This window comes from Nocardia sp. SSK8, from assembly GCF_037034205.1.
Taxonomy (GTDB): domain Bacteria; phylum Actinomycetota; class Actinomycetes; order Mycobacteriales; family Mycobacteriaceae; genus Nocardia.
Map to the genome: position 1 here is coordinate 27,120 of NZ_JBAGKD010000018.1, position 22,356 is coordinate 49,475.

Annotated in this window: 20 protein-coding genes and 1 pseudogene; 15 read left to right on the plus strand and 6 right to left on the minus strand. The window is 70.2% G+C overall.

All coding sequences use genetic code 11. The features are described from left to right. Positions 1-38: 38 nt before the first annotated feature. Positions 39-800, minus strand: coding sequence for an HAD-IIA family hydrolase (locus tag WA675_RS25485; RefSeq protein ID WP_442945720.1), 762 nt, complete (start codon positions 798-800; stop codon positions 39-41). Positions 801-952: 152 nt separating this feature from the next. On the opposite strand from WA675_RS25485, the gene fgd reads away from it, so the two are divergent. The 5 genes and pseudogenes from fgd to WA675_RS25510 all read left to right on the plus strand — a co-directional run bounded on the left by fgd (position 953) and on the right by WA675_RS25510 (position 6,048). Then, complete coding sequence (gene fgd, locus WA675_RS25490; RefSeq protein ID WP_336087759.1) at positions 953-1,963, plus strand: glucose-6-phosphate dehydrogenase (coenzyme-F420); 1,011 nt, start codon at positions 953-955, stop codon at positions 1,961-1,963. Positions 1,964-2,019: 56 nt separating this feature from the next. After that, positions 2,020-2,169 (plus strand): annotated as a pseudogene (locus WA675_RS25495) (type II toxin-antitoxin system Phd/YefM family antitoxin); the annotation flags it as partial. Between the two features lie 98 nt (positions 2,170-2,267). Further along, complete coding sequence (locus tag WA675_RS25500; protein WP_336087760.1) at positions 2,268-2,666, plus strand: type II toxin-antitoxin system VapC family toxin; 399 nt, start codon at positions 2,268-2,270, stop codon at positions 2,664-2,666. Between the two features lie 68 nt (positions 2,667-2,734). Next, complete coding sequence (gene pta / locus WA675_RS25505; RefSeq protein WP_336087762.1) at positions 2,735-4,813, plus strand: phosphate acetyltransferase; 2,079 nt, start codon at positions 2,735-2,737, stop codon at positions 4,811-4,813. A 17-nt stretch (positions 4,814-4,830) separates the two neighbouring features. Then, the gene (locus WA675_RS25510) at positions 4,831-6,048 is read left to right on the plus strand and encodes an acetate kinase (protein ID WP_336087764.1); all 1,218 of its coding nucleotides are present in this window, start codon (positions 4,831-4,833) and stop codon (positions 6,046-6,048) included. 154 nt (positions 6,049-6,202) lie between these two features. Here WA675_RS25510 and WA675_RS25515 read toward each other — a convergent pair whose 3' ends face one another. The 3 genes from WA675_RS25515 to WA675_RS25525 are packed head-to-tail and all read right to left on the minus strand — an operon-like array spanning position 6,203 to position 11,064. Further along, positions 6,203-8,617: a serine/threonine-protein kinase gene (locus WA675_RS25515; protein WP_336087765.1), complete on the minus strand. Its 2,415-nt coding sequence runs from the start codon at positions 8,615-8,617 to the stop codon at positions 6,203-6,205. A gap of 6 nt (positions 8,618-8,623) precedes the next feature. Beyond that, complete coding sequence (locus WA675_RS25520; RefSeq protein WP_336087766.1) at positions 8,624-9,586, minus strand: glutamate ABC transporter substrate-binding protein; 963 nt, start codon at positions 9,584-9,586, stop codon at positions 8,624-8,626. Further along, entirely contained in the window at positions 9,583-11,064 is a 1,482-nt protein-coding gene (locus WA675_RS25525; protein WP_336087767.1) for a hypothetical protein, read from the minus strand. The genes WA675_RS25520 and WA675_RS25525 overlap by 4 nt, the downstream gene beginning before the upstream one ends. A gap of 133 nt (positions 11,065-11,197) precedes the next feature. On the opposite strand from WA675_RS25525, the gene WA675_RS25530 reads away from it, so the two are divergent. Continuing rightward, positions 11,198-11,833: an NUDIX hydrolase gene (locus WA675_RS25530; protein ID WP_336087768.1), complete on the plus strand. Its 636-nt coding sequence runs from the start codon at positions 11,198-11,200 to the stop codon at positions 11,831-11,833. A gap of 132 nt (positions 11,834-11,965) precedes the next feature. Here WA675_RS25530 and thiE read toward each other — a convergent pair whose 3' ends face one another. Further along, the gene (thiE, locus tag WA675_RS25535) at positions 11,966-12,664 is read right to left on the minus strand and encodes a thiamine phosphate synthase (protein WP_336087770.1); all 699 of its coding nucleotides are present in this window, start codon (positions 12,662-12,664) and stop codon (positions 11,966-11,968) included. 79 nt (positions 12,665-12,743) lie between these two features. Here thiE and thiO point away from each other — a divergent pair, with 79 nt between their 5' ends. The 6 genes from thiO to WA675_RS25565 all read left to right on the plus strand — a co-directional run bounded on the left by thiO (position 12,744) and on the right by WA675_RS25565 (position 17,655). Then, positions 12,744-13,835 carry a glycine oxidase ThiO gene (gene thiO, locus WA675_RS25540; protein WP_336087771.1) on the plus strand — a complete coding sequence of 364 codons (1,092 nt, stop codon included), beginning with the start codon at positions 12,744-12,746 and terminating at the stop codon, positions 13,833-13,835. Next, entirely contained in the window at positions 13,832-14,047 is a 216-nt protein-coding gene (gene thiS / locus WA675_RS25545; RefSeq protein WP_336087772.1) for a sulfur carrier protein ThiS, read from the plus strand. The genes thiO and thiS overlap by 4 nt, the downstream gene beginning before the upstream one ends. Further along, positions 14,040-14,798: a thiazole synthase gene (locus WA675_RS25550; RefSeq protein ID WP_336087773.1), complete on the plus strand. Its 759-nt coding sequence runs from the start codon at positions 14,040-14,042 to the stop codon at positions 14,796-14,798. The genes thiS and WA675_RS25550 overlap by 8 nt, the downstream gene beginning before the upstream one ends. A gap of 93 nt (positions 14,799-14,891) precedes the next feature. Continuing rightward, positions 14,892-15,824: an ABC transporter ATP-binding protein gene (locus WA675_RS25555; protein ID WP_336087774.1), complete on the plus strand. Its 933-nt coding sequence runs from the start codon at positions 14,892-14,894 to the stop codon at positions 15,822-15,824. Next, positions 15,824-16,579: an ABC transporter permease gene (locus WA675_RS25560; protein WP_336087775.1), complete on the plus strand. Its 756-nt coding sequence runs from the start codon at positions 15,824-15,826 to the stop codon at positions 16,577-16,579. Before WA675_RS25555 ends, WA675_RS25560 begins: the two co-directional genes overlap by 1 nt. A 299-nt stretch (positions 16,580-16,878) precedes the next feature. Continuing rightward, the gene (locus WA675_RS25565) at positions 16,879-17,655 is read left to right on the plus strand and encodes an adenylate/guanylate cyclase domain-containing protein (protein WP_336087842.1); all 777 of its coding nucleotides are present in this window, start codon (positions 16,879-16,881) and stop codon (positions 17,653-17,655) included. 1 nt (position 17,656) lies between these two features. Here the strand turns inward: WA675_RS25565 and WA675_RS25570 are convergent, their stop codons facing one another. Further along, positions 17,657-17,809 (minus strand): hypothetical protein, encoded by a 153-nt coding sequence (locus tag WA675_RS25570; protein WP_336087776.1) that lies wholly within the window; start codon positions 17,807-17,809, stop codon positions 17,657-17,659. An 84-nt stretch (positions 17,810-17,893) separates the two neighbouring features. Here WA675_RS25570 and WA675_RS25575 point away from each other — a divergent pair, with 84 nt between their 5' ends. The 3 genes from WA675_RS25575 to WA675_RS25585 are packed head-to-tail and all read left to right on the plus strand — an operon-like array spanning position 17,894 to position 22,352. Beyond that, positions 17,894-19,609, plus strand: a complete 1,716-nt coding sequence (locus WA675_RS25575; protein WP_336087777.1) for an acyclic terpene utilization AtuA family protein — start codon at positions 17,894-17,896, stop codon at positions 19,607-19,609. Next, on the plus strand, positions 19,606-20,757 hold the full coding sequence (locus WA675_RS25580) for an acyl-CoA dehydrogenase family protein (protein WP_336087778.1): 1,152 nt from the start codon (positions 19,606-19,608) through the stop codon (positions 20,755-20,757). The genes WA675_RS25575 and WA675_RS25580 overlap by 4 nt, the downstream gene beginning before the upstream one ends. Then, the gene (locus WA675_RS25585) at positions 20,754-22,352 is read left to right on the plus strand and encodes an acyl-CoA carboxylase subunit beta (protein WP_336087779.1); all 1,599 of its coding nucleotides are present in this window, start codon (positions 20,754-20,756) and stop codon (positions 22,350-22,352) included. Before WA675_RS25580 ends, WA675_RS25585 begins: the two co-directional genes overlap by 4 nt. Positions 22,353-22,356 lie beyond the last annotated feature (4 nt).

Below are 22,356 nucleotides of genomic sequence, written 5' to 3' on the forward strand. Positions count from 1 at the left end.
ACTAGTGGACAAGGAAACTTATTCCGATGAGAGCTAGATCACATCTCCGCGAACGGCCTGCCGGTGCGGCCGACCAGGTCGGCGACCGAATCGACCACCATGGTCGGGCGGAAGGGGTAGGCCTCGACCGAGGACTTGGTGGAGATACCCGAGGTCACCAGGATGGTGCGCAGGCCCGCTTCGAGCCCGGCGATCACGTCGGTGTCCATCCGGTCGCCGATCATCACGGTGCTCTGCGAATGCGCGCCGATGCGGCGCAGGGCCGAGCGCATCATCAGCGGGTTGGGTTTGCCCACGTAGTAGGGGTCCTTGCCGGTGGCGCGGGTGATCAGGGCGGCGACCGAGCCGGTGGCGGGGAGCACGCCGTCGCGGGACGGGCCGGTGGCGTCGGGGTTGGTGGCGATGAACTTGGCGCCGCGGTCGACCAGGCGGATGGCGGTGGTGATGGCCTCGAAGGAGTAGGTGCGCGTCTCGCCGAGGACGACGTAGTCGGGGTCGACGTCGGTGAGGACGTAGCCGATCTCGTGCAGGGCGGTGGTGAGGCCGGATTCGCCCACGACGTAGGCGGTGCCGTTGGGGCGCTGCTCGTCGAGGAAGGTGGCGGTGGCCAGGGCCGAGGTCCAGATGGCCTGCTCGGGGATGTCCAGGCCGGTCTGGCGCAGCCGGGCCTGCAGGTCGCGCGGGGTGCGGATGGAGTTGTTGGTGAGGACGAGGAAGGGGATCTCGTTGGCGCGCAGCTCGGCGAGGAATTCGTCGGCGCCGGGGATCAACTGGTCCTCGTGGACCAGCACACCGTCCATGTCGGTCAGGTACGACAAGATCTGCTCATCCTTGGCGGTCACCAGCTAATCATCCGCTAAACGCGGTCGCCGTGCTACCGGGCAGCCGGTTCGCGGGTTGGTTAGTGTCGAAGCGGCAGGGGCGCGACGAAGCGAAGACAGGAGTGGCTGAGATGGTTGATCTCAAGCTCGGGTACAAGGCATCGGCCGAGCAGTTCGGTCCGCGAGAGCTGGTCGAGCTGGCGGTGGCCGCCGAGGAACACGGTCTCGACAGCGCGACCGTGAGCGATCACTTCCAGCCGTGGCGGCACAACGGCGGCCACGCGCCGTTCTCCCTGGCCTGGCTAGCCGCCACCGGCGAGCGCACCGAACGCATCATGCTCGGCACCTCGGTGCTCACCCCCACCTTCCGCTACAACCCGGCGGTGATCGCCCAGGCCTTCGCGACCTTCGGCTGCCTGTACCCGGGACGGGTGATGCTCGGGGTCGGCACCGGCGAGGCGCTCAACGAGATCGCCACCGGCTACAAGGGTGAATGGCCCGATTTCAAGGAGCGTTTCGCCCGGCTGCGCGAGTCGGTGCAGCTGATGCGCGCGCTGTGGACCGGGGACCGCGTCGATTTCGACGGCGAGTACTACCACACCGTCGGCGCCTCCATCTACGACGTGCCCAAGGGCGGCATCCCCGTCTACATCGCCGCGGGCGGCCCGGTCGTCGCGCGCTACGCGGGCCGCGCGGGTGACGGTTTCATCTGCACCTCGGGCAAGGGCATGGACCTCTACACCGAGAAGTTGCTGCCCGCCGTCGCCGAGGGCGCGGCCAAGGCCGAGCGCGATGTCGCCGGGATCGACAAGATGATCGAGATCAAGATCTCCTACGACACCGATCCCGAACTGGCCCTGCAGAACACGCGCTTCTGGGCCCCGCTGTCGCTGACCGCCGAGCAGAAGCACGACATCACCGACCCGATCGAGATGGAAGCCGCCGCCGACGCGCTGCCGATCGAGCAGGTCGCCAAGCGCTGGATCGTGGCCAGCGACCCGGACGAGGCCGTCGCCCAGATCAAGCCCTACCTGGACGCGGGCCTCAACCACCTGGTCTTCCATGCCCCCGGCCACGACCAGCTCCGCTTCCTCGACCTGTTCGAGCGCGACCTGGCCCCCCGCCTGCGCGCGCTGGGCTGAGCTGGGCCGGAGTCAGTTCGTAGACATTGGTAGACATTTCCGGCTACGCTGGTGGAATGAAGTCGATCAGTGTTGGTGAACTGCGCCAGAACCCCTCGGCGATGGTCGCCGATGTGGAGTCCGGTGAGGTCTACGAACTGACCCGGCACAACCACCGGGTGGGTTACATCGTGCCCGCGGTGACGTCGACCCAGATCATCCGGCGAGCGGTGGCGGGCGGTGCGCGCACGAGTGCTATCGCGCGCCACGAATTGCGCACCGCCACCTCCATCGAGGAACTTCTCGAGTCCGAGAAGGGTGAGTGGTGAGGGCGTTCTACCTCGACACCTCGGTAGCCGTCCGGATCATCTTGGGGCACTCGCGGCCCGCGGCCGAATGGTTCGACGCCACCACCGCCGACGATGCCAGCCGGATCATTTCCTCCCGGCTGCTGCGCACCGAGATCACCCGGGTGCTGCGCCGGGAGGGTTTGCCGGTCCTGGATCGTGGCCAGATCATCGACTACATCGACATCGTCCCGGTCGATCACGCGGTACTCAACGAGGCCGAAGCGATCATCTCGCACATCAAGACGCTCGACGCCATCCACCTGGCGTCCGCCCTGCGCAGTGGCTTGGAGGATCTGACGGTGGTCACCCACGACACGGCGATGGCCACTGTCGCGGGCCAGCTCGGGTTCGCGGTGTTCGACCCGGTGCGCTGAACTGGCGCAACCCGGTCGAACACCACACCGCCCGGCCGGATCGCCATCGATTAACTAAGCTCGCCAGCATGGTCGAACAAGCGCCGTCCACCGTGTACATCGCCTCCCCGGAGGGTGACACCGGTAAATCCACCGTGGCGCTGGGTGTGCTGCAGATGTTGTGCGCCACCACCGCGCGGGTCGGCGTGTTCCGCCCGATCACCCGCTCCTCGGCCGAGACCGACTACATCCTCGAACTCCTGCTCGAGCACAGCACCGCCGATATCGGCTACGAGCAGGCCGTCGGCGTCAGCTACGAGGACGTACACCGCGACCCCGACGCCGCGATCAGCGAGATCGTGATGCGCTTCCACGATGTCGCCAAGGCGTGCGACGCGGTGGTGATCGTCGGCAGTGACTACACCGATGTGGCCAGCCCCAGCGAACTGCGCTTCAACGCCCGCATCGCGGTGAACCTCGGCGCCCCGGTGCTGCTGGTGGTGCGTGGCGCCGAGCGCACGCCCGCCGAGGTCAAGCATCTGGTCGAGTTGTGTTCCGGCGAGCTGGCCGGGGAGCACGCCCAGCTGGTGGCGGTGGTCGCCAACCGCTGCGCGCCCGGCGAGATCGACGAGATCGGTGCCGCGCTGGCCGATTCCGAGGTGCCGTCCTGGACGCTGCCGGAGGTGCCGCTGCTGATGGCGCCGACCATGGGCGAGCTGTGCGGGGCCATCGACGGCGAGATCTACAGCGGCGACCCGGAACTGCTGCAACGTGAGGCTCTGCGGATCATGGTGGGCGGCATGACCGCCGAACACATACTCGAGCGCCTGTCCGACGGCGTGGTGGTGATCGCCCCTGGCGACCGGTCCGATGTGCTGCTCAGCGTGGTGAATGCCCATGAGGCGGCGGGCTTTCCGTCGCTGGCCGGGGTGATCATGAACGGCGGCATCCGCCCGCACCCGGCCATCGCCCGGCTGATGGAGGGCCTGCACCCCAAGCTGCCCATCCTCACCACCGAACTGGGCACCTATGACACCGCCAGCGCCGTGCACCGCACCCGCGGCCGGATGTGGGCGGGCAGCCCGCTCAAGGTCGACACCGCGCTGGCCCTGATGGAACAGCGCGTCGACGCGCCCGCCCTGCTCGAACGCATCCAGGTGCCCGCCTCGAATGTGGTGACCCCGCAGATGTTCGAGTACCGGCTGATCGAACGCGCGCGCGGCGACCGCAAGCGCATCGTGCTGCCCGAGGGCGACGACGACCGCATCCTGCGCGCCGCGGGCCGAGTGCTCCAGCGCAAGATCGCCGACCTCACCATCCTCGGTGACGAGACCGCCGTGCGCGCCCGCGCCGCCGAGCTCGGCGTCGACATCGACGCCGCCCAGGTGCTCGACCCACGCACCTCCGGCTACCTCGACGAATTCGCCGCCGAGTACACCGAACTGCGCAAGCACAAGGGGATGACGCTCGAGCGGGCCCGCGAAACCATGGCCGATATCTCGTATTTCGGCACCATGATGGTCTACCAGGGGATCGCCGACGGCATGGTCTCCGGCGCCGCGCACACCACCGCGCACACCATCCGGCCGTCCTTCGAGATCATCAAGACGGTGCCGGGCGTCTCCACGGTGTCGAGTGTGTTCCTGATGTGCCTGGCCGACCGGGTGCTCGCCTACGGCGACTGCGCGGTGGTGCCCGACCCGACCTCCGAGCAGCTCGCCGATATCGCGGTGTCCTCGGCCGAGACCGCCGCCCGCTTCGGGATCGAGCCGCGGGTGGCCATGTTGTCGTACTCGACCGGCGCCTCGGGCACCGGCGCCGATGTCGACAAGGTGCGCACCGCCACCGAATTCGTGCGTGAGCGCGCGCCCGAGCTGCCGGTGGAGGGGCCGATCCAGTACGACGCCGCGATCGAACCGGCCGTGGCGAGCACCAAGCTGCCGAACTCCACGGTGGCGGGCAAGGCCACGGTGTTCGTGTTCCCGGATCTCAATACCGGCAACAACACCTACAAGGCGGTGCAGCGCAGCGCGGGCGCCGTCGCGATCGGGCCGGTGCTGCAGGGTCTGCGCAAGCCGGTCAACGATCTCTCGCGCGGGGCACTGGTCGCCGACATCGTGAACACCGTGGCGATCACCGCCATCCAGGCGCAGGGGGACCTGGCATGAGAGGTCAGCGCCCGAGCATGCCGAATGGAGACAGCGTGAGTGACTTGATGCTGGTGCTGAACTGCGGTTCCTCTTCGATCAAATATCAGCTGCTGCACGCGGATTCGGCCCAGGTCCGGGCCTCGGGGCTGGTCGAGAAGATCGGGGAGGCGCACGGCGGGCGGGTCGTCCACGAATGTGGTGGCCAGAAGCTCGTGCACGAGGGTCCGATCGCGGATCACCGTGCCGGGCTGCGTCAGGCCTTCGAGATGTTCCGCGATACCGGGATCGACCTGACCACCGCCGGGATCGGCGCGGTCGGGCACCGGGTGGTGCACGGCGGCGAGGTGTTCTGGCAGCCGACCTTGATCACCGACGAGGTGCTCGCCACCATTCGTGACCTGTCGCGGTTGGCGCCGCTGCACAATCCGGCCAATGCCATCGGCATCGAGTCGACCACCGAACTGCTGCCAGGGATTCCGGAGGTTGCGGTCTTCGACACCGCCTTCTTCCACACCCTGTCCGAGGCCGCCCGGACCTACGCGCTGGACGCGAAACTGGCTGCCGCGCACGGGGTTCGCCGCTACGGGTTCCACGGCACCTCGCACCAGTACGTCTCGGAGAAGGCCGCGGAGTTCCTCGGCCGTCCCGCCGGGGAACTGAACCAGATCATCTTCCACCTCGGCAACGGCGCGTCCGCCTCGGCCGTGCGCGGTGGTGTCGCGGTCGACACCACCATGGGCATGACCCCGCTCGAGGGCCTGGTCATGGGCACCCGCCCCGGTGACCTGGACCCCGGCATCATGCCGCACCTCATGCACGCCGCCGGGCTGGACCTACCCGCCGTCGAGCAGCTGCTCAATCGCGACTCCGGGATCAAGGGGCTGTCCGGCGTCAACGATTTCCGGGAACTCCAGCAGCTCATCGACAATGGTGACGCCCAGGCCAAGCTGGCCTTCGATGTCTACATCCACCGGTTGCGCCGCTACCTGGGCGCCTACCTGGTGGAACTCGGCAAGGTGGACGCCATCGTCTTCACCGCCGGTGTCGGCGAGAACAGCGCGGCCGTGCGTGCCGCCGCCGTGGCGGACCTGGCCGGGCTTGGCATCGAGATCGACCCCGAGCGCAACCAGACGCGTGCGCCCGGTGCCCGGCGGATCTCCCCGGACTCCTCGCCGGTCGCGGTGCTCGTGGTACCGACGAACGAGGAGCTCGCCATCGCGCGGGCCGCGCACGAAGTCGCCGTCAGCGTTTAGGGTCGCGCCCGCCGCGGCGATCAGCTCGACGTGACGGTCCCGTGCGGCGTGGCCTGCCGATCGGCGGTACGGGGTGGACCCTACCGGGCGCAGCGCGGCCCGCGTGGCCGCTAGCGCACGGTGGTCGTGGTCGTGGTCGTGCGGAGAAGGTCGTTCAGAACCAGGACTTGGGGCGGAGGGAGTTCGCCAGGTCCACCAGCGCGTAGCGGTGGGCGCGGCCGGGAGCGTTGCGGGCCAGGGCGCGCAGGCCGGACTCGGTGCCGTGGCGCAGGTCGCGTTCGTCGAAGGGGCGGCCGAAGAGCTTGGCGTCCTTGCGTTTCGGGGTGTTGCCCGCCCGCAGCCAGGCCAGGGCCGTGCCCTGGACGAGGGTGCGCATGAGGGTGGCGCGGTGTTCGCCCGCGGGGATGGATTGGGCGCGGGAGGCGGCCAGGCGCAGGACCTGTTCGTCGAGGTCGGCGACCGGGGCGCTGGTGAGCAGCAGCAGGATGGCGGTGGTCTGGGCAGTGGTGAAATGCCGGGAGGCGGCGGGGACCTCGTCGAGCGCGTGCACCGCCTCGCCGACCTGTCCGGCCACGGCCAGCTGCCTGGCCAGGCCGAAGGCGGCGCTCACCACGGCGCGGTCGGTGCGCCACACGGTGGCGTAATAGCGTTCGGCGAAGGCGCGCCACTGTTCGGGCGCGTCCGATTCCCAGTGCTGGAGAATCAGTTCCGCGGTGGCGGCCAGGGCCAGCTTGGGCGCGATCTCGCCGGGCAGTACCCGCAGCACCGCTTCGAAGGAGCCGAAGGCGGCCTCGTAGTCGAGTTCGAGCAGACCGGCCAGGCCGGTGAACCAGTCGGTGCGCCAATCGGATTCGTTGGGTGCGCGGTCGAGCAGGTGCAGCACTGCGGCGGATTCGCCGAGTTCGAGGAGTGCGCGGGCCTCGGCGTAGAGCAGCTCTCCCGCCAGTGTCTCGGGGGCGTTGTCGGGGTCGGCCTCGGCGCGTTCGCGGGCGTCGTGCAGGGCCTCGAGGACGCGTTCGGGTTCCGGGTTGGCGGTGGCGGCCAGTAGGGGCGCGGACGGGTCGGCCGGGTCGATGAGTGGAACCGGTAGCGCGGCGACGACCGTGCTGGAATCGAGCTGGGGCGAGCGGCCGACCCCGTCGAGGTAGGCATCGGTCTGGCTGATCAGTTCCTCGGTGCCGAAGCTGGCGCGCTGGGGACTGAACACTGTGGACAGCTGGGGATGTTCGCTGCCCGTGTCGTAGGCGAGGATCTCGCGCAGCACACCCGCGAGCTGCGCCGACATGGCCCGCGCGGTCGGAAAGCGCTGGGCCGGATCGAGTTCGGTGGCGGTGAGCAGGAAGCGGTGGAAGAACTCGTACTGTCCCAGCAGTGGTTCGTCGGCGGGGTCGGGGATGCCGTCGAGAAAGCGGCCGTGCTCGCTGGGCAGGTCCAGGGTGAGCGCGGCCAGGGTGCGGCCGACGGTGTAGACGTCGGAGGCGGGGGTGGGGCCGGTACGGGCGATCTCCGGGGCTTGGAAACCTTTGGTGCCGTACAGGTTTCCGTAGGCTTCGATGGTGGCGACCGCGCCCAGGTCGATGAGCTTCACCTGGTCCTCGGTGACCATCACATTGTCGGGCTTGAGGTCGTTGTAGGTCAGGCCGATCGAATGCAGGTGGTCGAGCGCGGGCAGGATCTCCAGCACATAGGCGATGGCCTCGGCCAGCGGCATCCGCTTCCCGTGCGGCCGGGCGTCGAGGATATCGCGCAGCGAATGGCCGCCGACGTACTCCATCACGATGTAGCCGATGCTCGACCCGTCCGGGGCCGTGTGCTCGACGAAGTTGTGGATCTTGACGATGCTCGGGTGCGCCACCTCGGCCAGGAACTGCCGCTCGGCCACCGCGACGGCTTGCGCCTCGGCGTCACCGGCGTGCAGCAGGCCCTTGAGTACCACCCAGCGGTCGCTGACATTGCGGTCGATGGCCAGATAGATCCAGCCCAGCCCGCCGTGCGCGATACAGCCCTGGATCTCGTACTGCCCGGCGACCATATCGCCCTCGTGCAGCGAGGGCCGGAAATCGTAAGCGGCGCCGCAGGTCTCGCACTCCCCGCTGGAACTGGCGGCGCGCACCGGGGTGGACCGGCCCACCGGATTCGCGCAGCGCCAGCAGAACCGCCTGCCCTCGGAGACCACCGGATCGGCGAGCACCGCGTCGCGCGGGTCGGCGGGGGTGACGGTCGGGATGGGCACCAGCCCCGCGCCCAGCCGCCGGGTCGGGCGGGAACGGGCGGTGCGGACGCTGCGCCCGGAGCGCGAGGTGGCCACCGGTTCGGAGACCCAGGAACCCTGGGTGGCGGCGGGGGTGGCCTGGGTGGCGGGCCGGGCGGCGATCTCGGTGACCGCGTGCGAGGGCAGCTTGGGCAGCGGCTGGGTCTCGTCGTCGGCGGGCGGGTCGTCGGCGGGTTCGGGCGGCAGCGTCCAGCCGCCGGGCAGGGTGCCGGGGCGGGGGCGTTCGGTGAGCTGGGTTGGCTCGCGCCGGGACAGCTCGGTGGGGGTGTGTTCGGCGGGGTCGTCCTGCGTACTCATCGGCGATCAGTCCTGGTACGTGGGGGCGGGTGGGGTCGGCGGGTCGCCGAGGGAGGCGAGCCAGCGCCGATGGATGCGGGTCCAGGTGCCGTCGTTGCGGATGCGCTCGAGCGTGGCGTTGACGAAGCGCACCAGATCGTCGTCGCCCTTGGGGATGCCGATGCCGTACGGTTCGGCGCTGATGCTGCCGCCGACCACCTCGGTGTAGGGGTCCTGGGCGGCCAGGCCAGCGAGGATGGAGTCGTCGGTGCTCACCGCGTCGACCTGGCGCTGTTGCAGCACCACCAGGCAGTCGGCCCAGGTGGGCACGGTGAGGATAGTTGCGGCGGGCTGGTCGCGGCGGATGTGGTCGAGCGAGGTGGTGCCGCGCGCCACGCAGACCCGCTTGCCCGCCAGATCGGCCAGGCCGTTGATGCCGGAGTTCTTCACCGCCAGCACCCGCTGATCGGCGCGCAGGTACACCGTGGAGAAGGCCACCCGCTGACGGCGTTCGCAGGTGATCGTCATGGTCTTTGCGATCAGGTCGACGGTGTGGTCCTGGAGGGCGCGCTCGCGCTCTTCCGAAGCGAGACTGCGGTATTCGATGAGGTCGGGGTCGCCGAGCAGGTCGCGGGCGATCTCGCGGGCGATATCGGCGTCGAAGCCGACGATGCGGCCGGTCAGCGGGTCGCGGAAGCTGAACAGGTTGCTGCCCGCGTCCAGCCCGACCACGAGCCTGCCGCGCGCGCGGATGGCCTCGACCGTGGGACCGCCCGCGGTGCTGGGCCGCAGGCTGGCGGTGGGGTCGCCGCATTTCTCGCCGTTGCGCGGCGGGACGGGGGTGTCGGTGCCGACCGGAATCGCCTTGGCGGGCAGCGGCGGTTCGGAGTACACGCCGCGCTCGTCGGGGGCCGGGGTGCTGTCGGAACAGCCGCCGAGCAGGGCCGTCGCGGCCAGGGCCAGCGCCGCGAGGGCGCGCGCGGGCCTCACCGGTACTCCCGCAGCCGGGGCCACAGGCCGAGCCCGACGCAGACAGCACCGGCGATGCCGAGGATCATGGCGCCGGGCGCGAGGAACGAGAGCACGTCGATGGCCTGGGAGACCTTGGAGCGCAAGGTATTCCGCGTCGCCGCCGAGGCTTCGTTGAGGGCGCGGTCGAGTGCGTCGACCTGGGCGGTGGAGTCCGCGGCGCTGGGGCCGGTGGCGACCGCGGCCGCGCCGGTGAAATCGCCGCGCTCGAGGGTGTCGTTCATCCGCTCGTGCGCGGACTGCCAGCGGGTGAGCGCGGCCCGGGCGGCGGCGACCTCGGTGCGGGCGGGGGCGTCGGCGGGGTAGCCGTCGAGCAGTTCGATCAGGCGGGCCGCGTTCACGTCGAAGGTGCGGTCGTAGTCGCCGGTGGCGTCGCGGCGCACCAGCTTCACCATCTCCGCGGACCTGGCCTGCTGCACCAGGATCCGGCTCTCGGCCAGCCGGGCCGCGGGGACCGCGCCCTCGTCGCGGCAGCGGATCATCGCCACCGCCGACAGCGATCCGGCCACCACCGTCCAGAGCAGTGTCAGCGCGAGCGCGGCCGTGCTCAGCAGCAGACCCATATTGAAGAAGCGGCGCGAGCGGCGGGCCAGCTCCACCTGCACCCAGACCAGGGCGCCCAGGGTCAGCATGAGCAGCACGATCGCGGGCCACGGCGGCTGCACGTGCCGGTGCTGGGCGGCGGTCACCGCGTCGATGCGGTGGTTCTCGAGTTCCTCGGCCATCGGCAGCAGCGAGGTCTGCATCTGGTGCGAGGCCTCGCTGAGGTAGGCGGCGCCGACGGGATAGCCGTTGCGGTTGTTGGCGCGGGCGGTCTCGATCAGGCCGGTGTAGACGGGCAGGCCGGTGGCGATGCCGGTGCGCAGGCGCCGGTCGGTGCCGCTGGGGTCGGCGGCCTCCTCGGCGGAGATGTGCCCGGCCTGGGTGACCAGCTCGGCCGCGGCCTCGCCGACGGCCTGGGTGTAGCGGTCGCGCACCGCCTGCGGTTCGAGCCCACCGGCGATGAAGGCGGTGCCCGCGGCGGCGTCGGCGATGGACAGCGAGGTGTAGAGATGGTTGGCCGAATGCGCGTCGGGTTCGGTGTCGTCGAGCAGGACGCCGAGAGCTTGCTGGCGGTCGCGCACGATGGTGGAAGTCACCGCCCCCGCGGTGACGCACAGAGCCATCAGCACCAGTCCGGCGGCCACCAGACGCCCCGGCGAGGACTGCACGAAGCTGCGCATCCGGGCCGGGCGGAACTGCGCGCGCAGGGCCGCGACGTCGGGCGCGGGCGGTCGCTCGGTGCCGATGCCCGGGCGGCGCAGCGCCGCGCGCCGACCGGCCGACCCGGTCGCGACACCCTTCTTCGCGGCCGTCGTACCCGCTCCGGCCTGCGGCGACGGGCCCGAACGCACGGCCGCCACCTCGGTCGAGGCAGTGCGGTTCCCCGGTTCGACCACCGTTCACCTCCCCGACTTGTCCGCGCACCGTTGCTATAGCGGAGTTTATTGTTGTCCTACCGGCGGCGCAGCCTCTCAGACACCCCCGAAGCGGTTGCTGATCGGCTGCTACGGACACAGAGAGTAGTGACTTATGCGCGGTGACGGGGACGGCTGGTCGAACAGCCCCGGTGGGGTTCGGCATTGGGGCAGGTTCGGCGCGGCCGGGTTGCTGCTGCGCGCGCCGCTGCCCGGTGGCGGCTCGGCGGTGCTGTTGCAGCACCGGGCACCGTGGAGTCATCAGGGCGGGACCTGGGCGATCCCCGGCGGGGCCAGGGATTCGCACGAGTCGGCCGAGCACGCCGCGGTCCGCGAGGCCGAGGAGGAGGCTGGCATCACCGCCGACCTGCTGCGGGTGCGCGCGCAACGCCTCACCATGACCGCCCCGAGCGGCTGGACCTACGTCACCGTCGTCGCCGATGCCGCGGCACCGCTGGCCACCACCGCCAACAAGGAGAGCGACGAACTCGCCTGGGTCCCGGAGAACGAGGTCACCGACCGCCCGCTGCACCCCGGCTTCGCCGAAGCCTGGCGCACCCTGCGCGCGGTCCCGCTGCGCGTGGAATCCCCCGACGACGAACTCGCCGCCGCCCTGCCCCGCACCGTCGACCTCGCCGACCAGGGCTTCTACTGGCTGCACGCGAGCACCGGCGGCCCCGGCGACGAGGTCGTCCTCGACGCCGACCCGGCCACCGGTCCACTCCTGACCCGCGCGGACATCCTGTCCTGAGGTCCTGACCAACCCTCGCGGCCGGGCGGTCCAGCCGGGAGATGACCGCCACGCGGCGCGATCTCCGGCCTCGAGTTCGATGCCCCGGTCCGCGAGTCACGACGCGGCGTCGCGGCCGCTCGGCGAACGCGGTCAGTTCGCGGCGAGCAGCGCGGTCTTGAGTTCGCGAGCGGCCGATTCGGGATCGGCGGCTTCGGTGATCGCCCGCACCACGACGACGCGGCGGGCGCCCGCTTCCAGGACCTCCGGGAGCCGGGCGAGGTCGACGCCGCCGATGGCGAACCAGGGGAGCGTGGGGTGCGCGTCGGCGGTCGACCGCAGGAAGTCGATGCCAGCGGCCTGACGGCCCGGCTTGGTGGGGGTGGTCCAGATGGGACCGGTGCAGAAGTAGTCGAGGTGGCCGTCGATGGCCGCGATGCCCGCCTGGTTGCGGTTGTGGGTCGAGCGGCCGATCACCACATCGGGGCCGAGGATGCGCCGCGCGTAGGCGGGCGGCAGGTCGCCCTGGCCCAGGTGCAGCACGTCCGCGCCGGACGCCAGGGCGATATCGGCGCGGTCGTTCACCGCGAGCAGCGCGCCGTGGCGCCGGGTCGCGGCCTTGATCTCGGCCAGCGCGCCCAGCTCGGCCTTGGCCTCGAGCGGGCCGAACTCGGCCTCACCGGGCGAGCCCTTGTCGCGCAACTGGACGATGTCGACGCCACCGGCGAGCGCGGCGTCGACGAACCTGGCCAGATCGCCCTTTTCCCGGCGCGCGTCGGTGCACAGATACAGCAGTGCGCTCGACAGGCGCTCCCTGGGCGGTACGGAACGATTCGGATGGGAGGGCTGCACGGTGTCGACGGTAGTCGCGCTACCGTTGGGAAGCGAACGCCGTGGCGGGCGACAGGCGGAAAAAGACAGGTGGAACGTGATGCGGACTCTGGCGGTCGTTGGCGGCGGCGCCGTCGGACTCGCCGTCGCCTGGCAGTCCGCGCGGGCGGGCTGGACGGTCACCGTCTTCGATCCGGCGCCCGGTTCCGGCGCGTCCTATGTCGCCGGGGGCATGCTCGCGCCGCTGTCGGAGGGCTGGCCGGGGGAGGACCGGGTGCTCGCCTTCGGCGCGGCCGCCCTGGATGCCTGGCCGGGCTTCGCCGAGCAGCTGCGTGCGGTCACCGGGGAATCGGTCTTCGCCGCCGACGAGACCCTGACCGTCGCCCTGGACGCCGCCGACGCCGCCGACCTGCGCACGGTCGCCGACTGGCTGGCCGGTTTCGGCCACGACCTGCGGGTGCTCGACCGCGCCGGGGTCCGCGCCATCGAACCCGCCCTGGCCCGCACGGTGCGCGCTGGTCTGCTCGCGAGCACCGAGCCCGCCATCGACAACCGTCGCGTCCTGCGCGCGCTGCTGGCGGCGTGCACCTCGGCCGGGGTCGAAATCCGCCCCGAATCCGTTGCGGCCCTGGATGATCTGCCGCACGACCGGGTGGTGCTCGCCGCGGGCGCGCACTCGGCCGACCTGTGGCCCGGCCTGCCGGTGCGGCCGGTGAAGGGTGAGATCCTGCGGCTGCGGCATCGTCCCGGGGTGAGTCCGCCACCGAGCCGGGTCATCCGGGCCAGGGTGCACGGCAGGCAGGTCTACTTGGTGCCGCGCGAGGACGGAATCGTCCTCGGCGCGACACAATACGAGGCCGGGCACGACACCACCGTCACCATCGGCGGTGTCCGCGACCTGATCGCCGACGCCGAGGCCATCTTGCCCGGTATCGCCGAATACGAACTGGCGGAGGCGAACGCGGGGTCGCGCCCGTCCACCCCGGACAATCTGCCCCTGCTCGGCCCGCTCGACGACCGCGTCGTGGCCGCCACCGGACACGGCCGCAACGGCATGCTCACCCTGGCCATCACCGCGGCCCTGGTGCCCGCCCTGCTCGCCGGGGAGACCCCCGCCGTCGCCGAAGCCGTGTCCCCCCAACGTTTTCCGGCATCTCCGATGCCTTCGCTGTCCCCAGGAGGAGTTCGATGACCTCGACCATCCCGATCGGCGTCACCGTCAACGGTGTCGATCACGAGTTCGCCGAGCCGCTCAGCATTCGCGACCTGCTGACCCGGCTCGAGCTGCCCTGTCAGGGCGTGGCCCTGGCCGTCGACGGCGCGGTGTTCCCCAAATCGCGCTGGGACGAGCCGGTCGGCCGCGGCTGGACCATCGAGGTGCTGACGGCGGTCCAGGGTGGCTGAGCAGGGTTTGCGCATCGCCGACAAGGAGTTCGGCTCGCGCCTGATCATGGGCACCGGCGGCGCCGAGAACCTGGCCGTGCTGGAGGAGGCGCTGGTCGCCTCGGGCACCGAGCTCACCACCGTCGCCATGCGGCGCGTCGACGCGGCGGGCGGCACCGGGGTGCTCGATCTGCTGAAGCGCCTCGACATCATGCCGCTGCCCAACACCGCGGGCTGTCGCACCGCCGCCGAGGCCGTGCTCACCGCCCAGCTGGCCCGCGAGGCGCTGGCGACCAACTGGGTCAAGCTCGAGGTCGTCGCCGACGACCGCACCCTGCTGCCCGACCCGATCGAGCTGCTCGACGCCGCCGAACAGCTGGTCGACGACGGTTTCATTGTGCTGCCCTACACCACCGACGACCCCATCCTGGCCCGCAGGCTCGAGGAGGCGGGCTGCGCGGCGGTGATGCCGCTCGGCTCGCCGATCGGCACCGGCCTGGGCATCGGCAACCCGCACAACATCGAGATGATCGTCGGCGCCGCGAACGTGCCGGTCATCCTGGACGCGGGCATCGGCACCGCCAGCGATGCCGCGCTGGCCATGGAACTGGGCTGCTCGGCGGTCCTGCTGGCCACCGCGGTGACCAGGGCGCGCGAGCCCCGGCTGATGGCCGCGGCCATGGCCGCCGGGGTGCAGGCCGGGTATCTGGCCAGGCAGGCCGGTCGCATCCCCAAGCGATTCTGGGCTCAGGCTTCTTCCCCAGCCAGGTAGTCCCGGTCTCGGGGTCGGGTCATCCTCGAGGATGACCCGACTCGCGACCTCACGGCGACGCGCTCGCCACCTTTGTCCGGCAAGCTGGGGCGCATGATCGAGCTGAAGGGCCTGACGAAGCAATTCGGCCAGACCGTCGCGGTGCAGGACCTCTCGTTCACCGTCCAGCCTGGACTGGTGACCGGGTTCCTCGGACCCAACGGTGCCGGAAAATCGACGACCATGCGGATGATCCTGGGGCTGGACAAGCCCACCTCGGGCACCGCGCTGATCGACGGCAAGCACTACCACGACCTCGAGCGCCCGCTGACCCAGGTCGGCGCGCTCCTGGACGCCAAGTGGGTGCATCCGAACCGGTCGGCGCGCGCGCACCTGGAATGGCTGGCCGCCGCCAACGACCTGCCCAAGTCCCGGGTGGAAGAGGTCCTGCGGCTGGTCGGCCTCTCCGAGGTCGCCAACAAGAACGCGGGCGGGTTCTCGCTGGGTATGTCCCAGCGGCTCGGCCTGGCGGGCGCGCTGCTGGGCGACCCGAAGGTGCTGCTGTTCGACGAGCCGGTCAACGGCCTCGACCCGGAGGGCATCCTGTGGATCCGCCGGTTCATGCAGCGCCTGGCCGGTGAGGGCCGCACCGTGCTGGTGTCGAGTCATCTGCTCTCGGAGATGGCCCAGACCGCCGAGCACCTGATCGTCATCGGGCGGGGTCAGCTCATCGCCGACACCACCACCAAGGAATTCATCGAACGCGCCTCCGAGCAGTCGGTGCGCGTGCGGTCCCCGCAGCTCGACCAGCTGCGCAGCCTGCTCACCTCGCACGGCATGACCGTGCGCGAGGAGGGCGACAACGCGCTGCTCGTCGCGGGGGTGTCCAGCGACGAGGTCGGCAAGGTGGCCGGAACCAACAACGTCACGCTCTACGAGCTCGCGCCGCAGCAGGCCTCGCTCGAGGAAGCGTTCATGCGGATGACCGGCGGCGCGGTGCAGTACCACGCCGAGGCCCCCGACCAGGTGATGGGAGGTGCGCTCTGATGGGCGTGCTCGCTGCGGAACGAATCAAGCTCACCTCGACCCGCTCGCCCTGGTGGTGCTCGGCGGTGGTGGTGCTGCTCGGCATCGGCTTCGCCGTGCTGATGTCGCTGATCACCAATATCGACGCCGAGCCGGGTCAGGGCCCGCCGCCGCTCACCCCGGCCCTGGCCGCGTCCGGCGTGACCGGCTTCGGCGTGATGGTCCTGATGATCATGGCCGCGCTGACGGTCACCAGCGAATATCGCTTCGGCGTCATCCGATCCAGCTTCCTCGCGGTACCGAACCGGTCGAAGGTGATCTCGTCCAAGGCCGGTCTGGTCGGCGTGTACGCCGCCGTGCTGACCGGTGTGCTGGCGTTGGTCGCCTTCGTGGTGGCCAAGCTGATCGTCGGTGACGACGCCCCCGGCCTGGTGCTCGAAGGCAACTGGCGCGAGATCTACGGCATTCCGATCTACGCCCTGCTCGGGGCGATCTTGGCGATCGGTGTCGGTGTGCTGGTCCGGCAGTCGGCCGCGGCCATCTCGCTGATCGTGCTCTGGCCGCTGCTCATCGAGAGCCTGCTAGGAGCCTTCGGCAGCTTCGGCCGCAACGTCACCCCGTTCTTGCCCTTCGCCAACATCAACCGCTTCCTGACCGCCGAGGAAGTGTCCGGCAACTGGCACTGGGGCGTGTGGGGCAGCCTGATCTACTTCACCGTCTTCGTGGCGATCGTGTTCGGTGCGGCCCTGGTGGTCGTCAACCAGCGCGACGCCTGACCAGACGAGCCCGGGCGGCCCTCGCAACGGCCCGGGCTTCCCTCCGACGGCCGCTGCCCGGCCGTCGGAGGCACGACCGCCGGTCCGCTGGACACAAGCAGCGGACCGGCGGTTGTCGTTGGGTGAGATACCCTCGTGGCGTGAGTGAAACGCCTTCTGGCGGGGCGGATCCGCGACCGCGCGACAAGGTCACGGAGGTGGTCATCCCGTTGGAGCCGATCGAGACCGACGAGTCCCTTCCCGCGGCGGGAACCGCCGCCGACCGGGCCGGTGCGCGGGCCGCGCGCAAGCGCGCCCAGATCTCCTCGAAACTGCAGGCCGCCAATCGCCGCGCCGATGTCATCGGGGCCGTGCGCAAGGCCCGGCAGCAGCTGCCCGGTGACCCGTCCTTCGGCGATCCGCTCTCGGTCTCCGGGCCCGGCGGGGCCAGGGCGGTGGCCCGGGTGGCGGACAAGATCATCGGCGGCACCCCGACCGCGGCCAGGGAGGTCGGTTTCGGCGCGCTCCAGGTCTGGCAGGCGGCGCTGGAACGGCTGGGCCGCGGGCGCGGCACCGAGGAGGTGACCATCGTGTTCACCGACCTGGTCTCGTTCTCCAGCTGGTCGCTCGCCGCGGGCGACGAGCGCACGCTCGAGCTGCTGCGCAAGGTCGCCAAGGCGATCGAGCCGCCGATCGCCGAGCGGGGCGGTCAGGTGGTCAAGCGCATGGGTGACGGCCTGATGGCGGTCTTCGCCTCGCCCGATCGCGCGGTGCGCGCCGCCGTGGCGGCCCGGCGCAATCTGGCCCAGGTCGAGGTCGAGGGCTACCAGCCGCGCATGCGCGTCGGCCTGCACACCGGCTCGCCGCGCGAGATCGGCGGCGACTGGCTGGGGGTGGACGTCAATATCGCCGCCCGGATGATGGAGGCGGGCGGCAACGGCAACACGATGCTGTCCAGCACCACCCTCGAGGCCCTGCGCCCGGAGACGCTGGCCGAGCTGGGCGCCGGTGTCAAGCCCTACAAACGCAATTTCTGGGCCGCGCCGCTCAACGGCGTCCCCGAGGACGTGCGCATCTTCAAGCTCACCGCGCCCTGACTCACAGCCACAGCACCGCGCCGACCGCCGCCATGGCGGCGGCGACGAGCAGGGCGATCGAGAGCTGACGGTTGGTCTTCCAGGTGGTGTAGGCGCCACCGAGCAGGAAGCCGGTGAGGGCGAACAGCAGGATCACCGCGGTCGAATTGGACATGCCCCCATCTTGCCTGGTGGATTGCCCGCAATTAACAAGCACGCTTGCTTGCTTTTTTTCTGAACCGATGTGATCCTGGTTCGCATGAGTCCTCTCTCGGCCGACCCCGACCTGATCCGGATCGGCAACTGCTCCGGGTTCTACGGTGACCGGCTCAGCGCCATGCGCGAGATGCTCGAAGGCGGGCAGCTCGACGTGCTGACCGGCGACTATCTCGCCGAACTCACCATGCTCATCCTCGGCCGCGACCGGATGAAGGACCCGAGCCTCGGCTACGCCAAGACCTTCGTCAAGCAGATCGAGGACTGCCTTGGCCTCGCGCTCGAGCGCAATGTCCAGATCGTCACCAACGCGGGTGGCCTCAACCCGGCCGGACTGGCCGAGCGGCTGCGCAAGGTCGCCGCCGACCTCGGCCTGGACGCCAAGATCGCCCACGTCGAAGGTGACGACCTGGTCGGCCGCGCCGCCGAGCTCGACCTGGGCCAGCCGCTGACGGCCAACGCCTACCTCGGCGCGTGGGGCATCGTCGAATGCCTGAACTCCGGCGCCGACATCGTCGTCACCGGCCGGGTCACCGACGCCTCGGTCATCGTCGGCCCGGCCGCCGCCCACTTCGGTTGGGGCCGTACCGATTACGACGCCTTGGCGGGCGCGGTCGCGGCGGGCCACGTGATCGAGTGCTCGACCCAGGCCACCGGCGGCAACTTCGCCTTCTTCACCGAACTCGGTGACCTCGGCCGCCCCGGCTTCCCGATCGCCGAGATCCGCCGCGACGGCTCGAGCGTGATCACCAAGCACGAGGGCACCGGCGGCGCGGTCACCGTCGACACGGTCGAAGCCCAGCTCATGTACGAGATCCAGGGCGCCCGCTACGCCGGACCCGACGTCACCACCCGCCTCGACAGCATCACCCTCAGCCAGGAGGGCCCGGACAGGGTGCTGATCAGCGGTGTCACCGGTGAAGCCCCGCCGCCGCGGCTCAAGGTCTCGCTCAATACTCTCGGTGGCTTCCGCAACGAGATGTCGTTCATCCTTACCGGCCTCGACATCGAAGCCAAGGCCGCGTTGGCGCAGCGTCAGCTGGAGGACTGGCTGCCGGACAAGCCCGCCGAACTCACCTGGACCCTGGCCCGGCTGGATCGCCCCGACGCCGAGACCGAGGAGCAGGCCAGCGCGATTCTGCGCTGCGTGGTGCGCGATCCCGACCCGAACAAAGTGGGTCGCGGATTCTCCAGTGTCGCCGTGGAATTGGCGCTGGCCAGCTACCCGGGCGCCAGCTTCACCGCGCTGCCCGGCGCTGGCTCGCCCTACGGCGTGTTCACCCCCGGCTTCGTCGACGCGCACGAGGTGCCGCACATCGCCGTGCTGGGCGACGGCACCCGCGTCGATATCGCCCCCGCCACCGAAACCGCTGTGCTGGAACCGGTTCCGGAGCCGGAACTGCCCGCCGCGCCCGCGCCCTCGGCGACCAGCCGGGTGCCCCTCGGCACCATCGCGCTGGCCCGCAGCGGCGACAAGGGCGGCGACGCCAATATCGGCGTCTGGGTGCGCACCGACGCGCAATGGCAGTGGCTGGTGCACACCCTGACGGTGGAGAAACTCCAGGAACTGCTGCCCGAGACGGCCCCCCTGACCGTCACCCGCACCGTGCTGCCCAACCTGCGCGCGGTCAACTTCATCATTTCCGGCCTGCTCGGCAAGGGCGTCGCCTACCAGGCGCGTTTCGACCCGCAGGCCAAGGGGCTCGGCGAATGGCTGCGCTCCCGCCACGTAGATCTGCCGACGGAGCTGCTCGCATGACATCTGTTTGGGACACCCCGGAACGTAAAGAACTGCGCGCCACCGTGCGCGGGTTCGTCGAGCGGGAGATCCTGCCCGACCTCGACACCTGGGAGCGCGAGGGCCTGATCCCGCGCGAATTGCACAAGAAAGCCGGTGAACTGGGCCTGCTCGGCATCGAGTACCCCGAATTCGCCGGTGGTGAAGGCGGTTCCGCGATCGATGGCGTGGTGCTCAGCGAGGAACTCCACCTCGCCGGTGCCTCCGGCGGCCTGTGGGCGTCGCTGTTCACCTGCGGAATCTCCCTGCCGCACATCATCGCTTCGGGCAATCAGGAGCAGATCGAGAAGTGGGTCAAGCCGACCCTGGCCGGTGACCTGATCGGCTCCCTGGCCATCACCGAACCCGGTGGCGGCTCCGATGTCGGCCACCTCACCACCTCGGCGGTGCGCGACGGCGACGACTTCGTCATCAACGGCGCCAAGACCTTCATCACCTCCGCCTGCCGCGCCGACTTCATCGTCACCGCCGTGCGCACCGGCGGCCCCGGCGCGGCCGGTGTCTCGCTGATCATCGTGCCCACCGACACCCCGGGTTTCGAGGTCACCCGCAAACTGGAGAAGATGGGCTGGCTGGCCTCCGACACCGGTGAGCTGTCCTTCACCGATGTGCGCGTGCCCGCCTCGAACCTGGTGGGCGCGGAGAACTCCGGTTTCGCCCAGATCGCCAACGCGTTCGTCAGCGAGCGGGTCGGCCTCGCGGTGCAGGCGTACTCGATGGCCCAGCGCGCCCTCGACCTCACCCTCGAATGGTGCCGCAACCGCGAGACTTTCGGCCGCCCGCTGATCAGCCGCCAGTCGGTGCAGATGACCCTCACCGAGATGGCCCGGCGCATCGACCTGGCCCGCGTCTACACCCGCTCGCTGGTCGAGCGCGTGGAGAACGGCGAGCAGGGCCTGATCGCCGAAGTCTGCTTCGCCAAGAACACCGCCGTCGAGACCGTCGAATGGGTCGCCAACCAGGCCGTCCAGCTGCACGGCGGCATGGGCTACATGCGCGAATCCGAAGTCGAGCGCATCTACCGCGACATCCGCATCATCGGCATCGGCGGCGGCACCAACGAGATCCTGACCATGCTGGCGTCGAAAGTATTGGGGTACCAAGCATGACGACCTTCCGTTCCACCCTCGACCCCGCGTCCGAGGAGTACACCGCGGCCGCCGAGGCCATGACCACCAAGCTCGCCGAGATCGAGGGCGAGTTCGCCAAGGCCATCGCCGGTGGCGGCCCGGAGAAGGTGGCCCGCCATCACAAGCGGGGCAAGCTGACCGCGCGCGAGCGCATCGAACTGCTGCTCGACGAGGACTCGCCGTTCCTCGAGCTGTGCCCGCTCGCGGCCTGGGGCAGTGACTTCCACGTCGGCGCGTCCACCATCGCGGGCATCGGCATCGTCGAGGGCATCGAGTGCATGATCGTCGCGCCCGACCCGACCGTGCGCGGTGGCACCTCGAACCCGTGGACGCTGCGGAAGACCTTGCGCATCAACGACATCGTGCGCGAGAACCGGCTGCCGGTGATCTCGCTGGTGGAGTCCGGTGGCGCCGATCTGCCGACGCAGAAGGAAGTCTTCATCCCGGGTGGCGCCATGTTCCGCGACCTGACCCAGGCGTCGGCGGCCGGAATCCCCACCATCTCCCTGGTTTTCGGCAACTCGACCGCCGGTGGCGCCTACATCCCCGGCATGTCCGACTATGTCGTGATGGTCAAGGAGGGCGCGAAGGTCTTCCTGGCTGGCCCGCCGCTGGTGAAGATGGCCACCGGTGAGGACTCCGACGACGAGACCCTGGGCGGCGCCGAGATGCACGCCCGCACTTCGGGTCTGGCCGACTATATGGCCGCCGACGAGCAGGACGCCATCCGCATCGGCCGCAATATCGTGCGCAGGCTGAACTGGAAGAAGCAGGGCCCCGAGCCCCGCGCCGACGTGATCTCCCCGCTCTACGATCCCGAGGAACTGCTCGGCATCGTGCCCTCGGATCTGAAGATCCCGTTCGACCCGCGCGAGGTGATCGCCCGCGTCGTGGACGGTTCGGACTTCGACGAGTTCAAGCCGCTCTACGGTTCCAGCCTGGTCACCGGCTGGGCCGAGATCAACGGTTACCCGATCGGCATCCTGGCCAACGCGCGCGGTGTGCTGTTCTCCGAGGAATCGCAGAAGGCCACCCAGTTCATCCAGCTGGCCAACAAGAAGAACACGCCACTGCTGTTCCTGCACAACACCACCGGCTACATGGTCGGCAAGGAGTACGAGCACGGCGGCATCATCAAGCACGGCGCGATGATGATCAACGCCGTCGCCAACTCCAAGGTGCCGCACATCTCGCTGCTCATGGGCGCCTCCTACGGCGCGGGCCACTACGGCATGTGCGGGCGCGCGTTCAACCCGCGCTTCCTGTTCGCCTGGCCCAGCGCCAAATCCGCCGTGATGGGTGGCGCACAGCTGGGTGGCGTGCTCACCATCGTGCAGCGTGGCGCCGCCGAGGCCAAGGGCCTGCCCTTCGACGAGGAGGCCGCCGCCGGGCTGGCCGCCATGGTCGAGGCGCAGATCGAGGCCGAGGCCATGCCGATGTTCCTGTCGGGCAGGCTCTTCGACGACGGCATCATCGACCCCCGTGACACCCGCACCGTGCTGGGAATGGCCCTGTCGGCCATTCACAACGCACCGATCCAGGGCGCCGAGGGCTTCGGCGTCTTCCGAATGTGAGGCG